Origin of the sequence: Mumia sp., from assembly GCF_028803055.1 — a bacterium.
Lineage (GTDB): Bacteria > Actinomycetota > Actinomycetes > Propionibacteriales > Nocardioidaceae > Mumia.
The window spans coordinates 1-4,801 of record NZ_JARBCJ010000225.1 but is presented as its reverse complement, the minus strand read 5'-3'; the positions used below and the strand labels follow the sequence as shown (position 1 = coordinate 4,801).

Annotated in this window: 6 protein-coding genes; 3 read left to right on the top strand and 3 right to left on the bottom strand. The window is 70.7% G+C overall.

Going from position 1 to position 4,801, the window contains the following annotated elements; translation table 11 throughout:
• Positions 1–529: SDR family oxidoreductase (locus PV363_RS15945; protein WP_301022841.1), on the top strand; the 529-nt coding region annotated here is incomplete at its 5' end.
• Between the two features lie 12 nt (positions 530–541).
• On the opposite strand, the gene PV363_RS15940 is transcribed toward PV363_RS15945, so the two are convergent.
• The 3 genes from PV363_RS15940 to fabG are packed head-to-tail and all read right to left on the bottom strand — an operon-like array spanning position 542 to position 3,555.
• On the bottom strand, positions 542–1,750 hold the full coding sequence (locus tag PV363_RS15940) for an acyl-CoA dehydrogenase family protein (protein WP_301022840.1): 1,209 nt from the start codon (positions 1,748–1,750) through the stop codon (positions 542–544).
• Positions 1,751–1,769: 19 nt separating this feature from the next.
• Positions 1,770–2,798, bottom strand: coding sequence for a phosphotransferase family protein (locus PV363_RS15935; RefSeq protein WP_220365471.1), 1,029 nt, complete (start codon positions 2,796–2,798; stop codon positions 1,770–1,772).
• Between the two features lies 1 nt (position 2,799).
• Entirely contained in the window at positions 2,800–3,555 is a 756-nt protein-coding gene (fabG, locus tag PV363_RS15930) for a 3-oxoacyl-ACP reductase FabG (protein WP_301022839.1), read from the bottom strand.
• Between the two features lie 167 nt (positions 3,556–3,722).
• Between fabG and PV363_RS15925 the strand changes: the two genes are divergently transcribed.
• Both PV363_RS15925 and PV363_RS15920 read left to right on the top strand, forming a co-directional pair.
• Positions 3,723–4,460, top strand: coding sequence for an acyl-CoA thioesterase (locus PV363_RS15925; protein WP_220365470.1), 738 nt, complete (start codon positions 3,723–3,725; stop codon positions 4,458–4,460).
• A gap of 22 nt (positions 4,461–4,482) precedes the next feature.
• Positions 4,483–4,801 (top strand): globin (locus tag PV363_RS15920; RefSeq protein ID WP_301022838.1); only part of this gene is annotated, 319 nt, incomplete at its 3' end.

Genomic DNA, 4,801 nt, shown 5'->3' with positions numbered 1-4,801 from the left:
CGGGATCGCCCGCGGCGACGCCGCGACGGCGACCGACGCCGACTTCGAGACGTCGTGGCAGGTCAACGTCATGGCGCACGTCCGCGCCGCGCGGGCGCTGCTGCCGGAGTGGCTGGAGCAGGGGGAGGGGCGGTTCGTCGCGACCGCCTCGGCCGCCGGCCTGCTGACGATGCTGGGCTCTGCCCCGTACACGCTGAGCAAGCACGCTGCCGTGGCGCACGCCGAGTGGTTGTCGGCGACCTACCGGCACCGGGGTGTCGTCGTGCAGGCGCTGTGCCCGCAGGGAGTGCGTACGGCGATGCTCGACGACTCCGGGCCGGCGGGGGACGTCACCCTCACCGAGACCGCGATCACGCCGGAGCGCGTGGCGGCGACGGTCTTCGACGCGCTCGAGGACGACCGGTTCCTGATCCTGCCCCATCCCGAGGTCGCCGACTACGTGCGGGCGAAGGCAGCCGACCCCGACCGCTGGCTGGGTGGCATGAACCGGCTCCAGCAGCGGGTCGAGGAGCTGCGCGCCGACTTCTGAGCCGGCGCCGCGTCAGGCGTGCCGACGGAGCTCGGCCTTGGCGAGGGCGTTCTTGTGCACCTCGTCCGGGCCGTCGGCGAACCGGAGCGTACGGATGCCGGCGATCGCGGCGGCCAGCGGGAAGTCCTGCGAGAGCCCGGCGGCCCCGTGCGTCTGGATCGCCTTGTCGAGGATCCACTCCACCGTGCGGGGCGTGGCGATCTTGATCGCCTGGATCTCGGCGTGCGCGCTCTGGTTGCCGACGGTGTCCATGAGCCAGGCCGTCTTGAGCGTCAGCAGGCGCAGCTGCTCGACCTTGACCCGCGACTCGGCGATCCAGTCGCGGACCACGCCCTGCTCGGACAGCGGCCGACCGAAGGCCACCCGGCTGCTGGCGCGTCGGCACATGGCCTCGATCGCGCGCTCGGCGATCCCGATCGCCCGCATGCAGTGGTGGATCCGGCCGGGCCCGAGACGGGCCTGGGCGATCGCAAATCCGTCGCCCTCGCCCGCGATCAGGTTCGACGCGGGCACGCGCACGTCGGTGAACACGATCTCCGCGTGACCTCCGTGGTCACGGTCGTCGTAGCCGAGGACGTGCATCCCGCGGACGATCTCGACGCCGGGAGTGTCGCGCGGGACCAGGATCATCGACTGCTGGCGGTGCCGTCCGGCGGTCGGGTCGGTCTTGCCCATCACGATGAAGATCGCGGCGTTGGGGTTCATCGCGCCGGTGATCCACCACTTGCGCCCATTGATCACGTAGTCGTCGCCGTCGCGCACGATCGACGTCGCGATGTTGGTCGCGTCGGAGGAGGCGACATCGGGCTCGGTCATCGCGAACGCGGACCGGATCTCACCGGCGAGCAGCGGCTCCAACCAGTCGCGCTTCTGCTCCTCGGTGCCGAAGGCGTGGAGCACCTCCATGTTGCCGGTGTCAGGCGCGGCGCAGTTGAGGGCGACAGGCGCGATGGCGGAGCTGCGGCCGGTGATCTCGGCGAGGGGAGCGTACTGGAGGTTGGTGAGCCCGGCGCCGCCGTCCCCGGGAAGGAAGAGGTTCCACAGGCCCTGCTTGCGCGCCGCCGCCTTCAGGTCCTCGATCATCGGTGGCGGGCCCCAGTGGTCGGGGTGGGCGTCGACCGCCGCGTGGAACTCCTTCTCGGCCGGATAGACGTGCTCGTCCATGAAGCCCAGCAGCCGCTCGCGCAGCTCGATCGTCGTGGAGTCGTACGCGAAGTCCATGGTGCTCCTTGCTCGGGGGTCAGGTGCGGGCCGAGGCGAGGCCGGCGGCGATCAGCGGCTCGGTCGCCGCGCCCATGCGGCTGAAGCCGTCGCCGACCGTCTGGCCCTGGGTGTAGCGGTAGTGGATGCCCTCGGTGATGACCGCGAGCTTGAAGTAGCCGAGCGCCAGGTGGAAGCCCATCGTCGAGACGTCGCGTCCGCTCCGGGAGGAGTAGCGCTCGAGCACCTCGTCGACCGTCGGGTAGCCCGGCGCTGCCGTCGCGTCGGCCACCGCGTTGTTGCGGGTCGACCGGCCCATCTCCTGGTAGACGATCGTGAGGGCGATGTCGGAGAGCGGGTCGCCGAGCGTGGCCATCTCCCAGTCGAGGACCGCGGTGATCGCGTCCTTGCCGTCGGGGGAGGTGTCGACGAGGACGTTGTCGAGACGGTAGTCGCCGTGCACGATCGTCGCGTCGGAGTGGGTCGGCACGTGCGTGCCCAAGAAGTCACGTAGCTCCTCGTACCCGGCGAGGTCGCGGCTCTTCGATGCCTCCGCCTGCTTGGTCCACCGGCGCACCTGGCGCTCGAGGTAGCCCTGCGGCCGCCCGAACTCCTCGAGGCCCACGGAGGCCGGGTCGACGGCGTGGAGGTCGGCGAGCGTGTCGATCAACAGGCCGGCGATGTCGGCGGTGCGCTCGGGCCCCAGCTCCTCGAGCTCTCCGGCACGCCGCAGAGCACGGCCCTCGGCCTTGCTCATCACGTAGAACGGCGAGCCGATGACGTCGGTGTCCTCGCACAGGACGTACGCGTGGGGGACCGGGACGTTCGTCGAGCCGAGCGCGTTGATGACGGTGAACTCACGCCGCATGTCGTGCGCGGTGGCGAGCACGTGCCCCAGCGGCGGGCGACGCACGACCACGTGGGTCTCGCCGTCGGTCACGTCGTACGTCAGGTTGGAGCGCCCGCCCGGGATGACGGATCCGGTGAGCGGACCTCCGACCAGGCCGGGCACCGAGTCCTCGAGGTAGGTGCCCAGCCGGTCCAGGTCCAGGCCTGGGAGGTCGGTCATGTCAGTCCTTCGGTCCGCCGGCGACGTAGATGACCTGGCCGGAGACGAAGCCGGACTCCTCGCTGGTGAGGAACGACGCCGTCGCGGCGATGTCCTCGGGCTGACCGACGCGCGCCACCGGGATCTGCTGGGCGCTGAACTTCTTGAAGTCCTCGTAGTCGACGCCCACGCGCGCGGCGGTCGCCGCGGTCATCTCGGTCTCGATGAACCCGGGAGCGATCGCGTTGGCGGTGATGCCGAACTTGCCGAGCTCGATCGCGAGGGTCTTGGTGAAGCCCTGGAGACCGGCCTTGGCCGCGGAGTAGTTGGCCTGGCCGCGGTTGCCGAGCGCCGAGGTCGACGAGAGGTTGACGATGCGGCCGAACTTCGCGTCCACCATGTGCTTCTGGGCGCCTCGGGACATGAGGAACGCGCCGCGCAGGTGGACGTTCATGACCGCGTCCCACTCGGCGACGCTCATCTTGAAGAGCATGTTGTCGCGGATGATGCCCGCGTTGTTGACCAGGATCGTGGGAGCCCCGAGCTCGGCCTCGACGCGTGCGTAGGCGGCCGTGACCGCCTCCTCGTCCGAGACGTCGGCGCCGACGGCGATCGCCTTGCCGCCCGCGGTGGTGATCGCGTCGACGGTGCCCGCGCACGCGTCCTCGTCGAGGTCGATGACGGCGACGGCGTGTCCGTCCGACGACAGCCGCCTGGCGACGGCGGCGCCGATCCCGCGTGCGGCGCCGGTGACGATGGCGGTGCGCTGCTGGCTCACAACTTCTCCTCGTGGCTTCGGGTGAGTGCTCGTGGTACCGCTAAGCGGTCGCTTAGCAAGGTACCGCATGGCAGTGGGGCGAAACACAGGGTCACATCACGGTTCGCCCCAGACCTGGGGGCCGAGTCTGCCACGATCGTCGGGTGCACCACGTCTACTCGTGTCCGATGCGTTGGGCCGACATGGATTCCCAAGGTCACGTCAACAACGTCACCTACGCCGACTACTTCCGCGAGGCCCGGCTGGCGGCCGGGGAGGGAGCGCGGCTCGTCCGCCTCGAGCTGGAGTACCGCGCACCGCTGGTCTTCCGTCCCGAGCCGGTCCTGGTCGAGTCGAGCGTCTTCGGGTCGAGGACCCGGGGTGACACCGTCCTGGAGCAGCAGATCATCGACCTGCGGGAGGACGGCGGCCGCACGGTCTACGCCCGGGGCCGGAGCGTGCTCGTCCGTACGCGGGGACGACTGCCCGCGGTCGCACCGTCGTCGGGGCCCGCCACGGACGTCCCCGTGCTCGTGCGGGCCCGCGACCTCGGTCCCGACGGAGCGGTGGACGAGGCAGCCACCCTCGAGCTCTTCCAAGAGGGTCGTGTCGCCTTCGTCTCGTCGATCGGTGCCCGCGATCCCGAGCTCCCCTGGGTCATCGGGCGCAGCGAGCTGACCTACCTGCGCCCGATCGTGCACCGCGAGCGCCCGTACGCCGTGCGCACCGCCGTCACCCGCGTCGGCCGGTCGTCCTTCGAGATCCGTGCCGAGATGGTCGACGACGAGCCGGCCGAGGTCGACGGTCCGGTGGTCCTCGTGACCTCGCGCGCGGTCATCGTCGGGTTCGACCCTGGGGAGCAGCGGTCGCGGCCGCTGACCGAGCACGAGAGGTCCCATCTCCTACCGCACCTCGCCCGGGCTTGAGGCGACCGGTGACAATGGTGGCGTGAGCCAGAACCAGGCGGAGCAGCAGCAGACCTTCTACGACGCGATCGGCGGGTACGAGACGATCGCGTCGATCGTCGCTGCCTTCTACGAGGGTGTCGCCGACGACCCGGTCCTCCGTCCGATGTACCCGGAGGAGGACCTCGGCCCCGCGCAGGAGCGTTTCACGGACTTCCTCGTCCAGTACTGGGGCGGCCCGACGACCTACTCCGAGCGCCGGGGTCACCCGCGCCTGCGGATGCGCCACGCTCCCTTCGCCGTGACACCGACCGCCGCCGAGCACTGGCTGCGCCACTTCCGGGCGGCCCTCGACCGCGTCG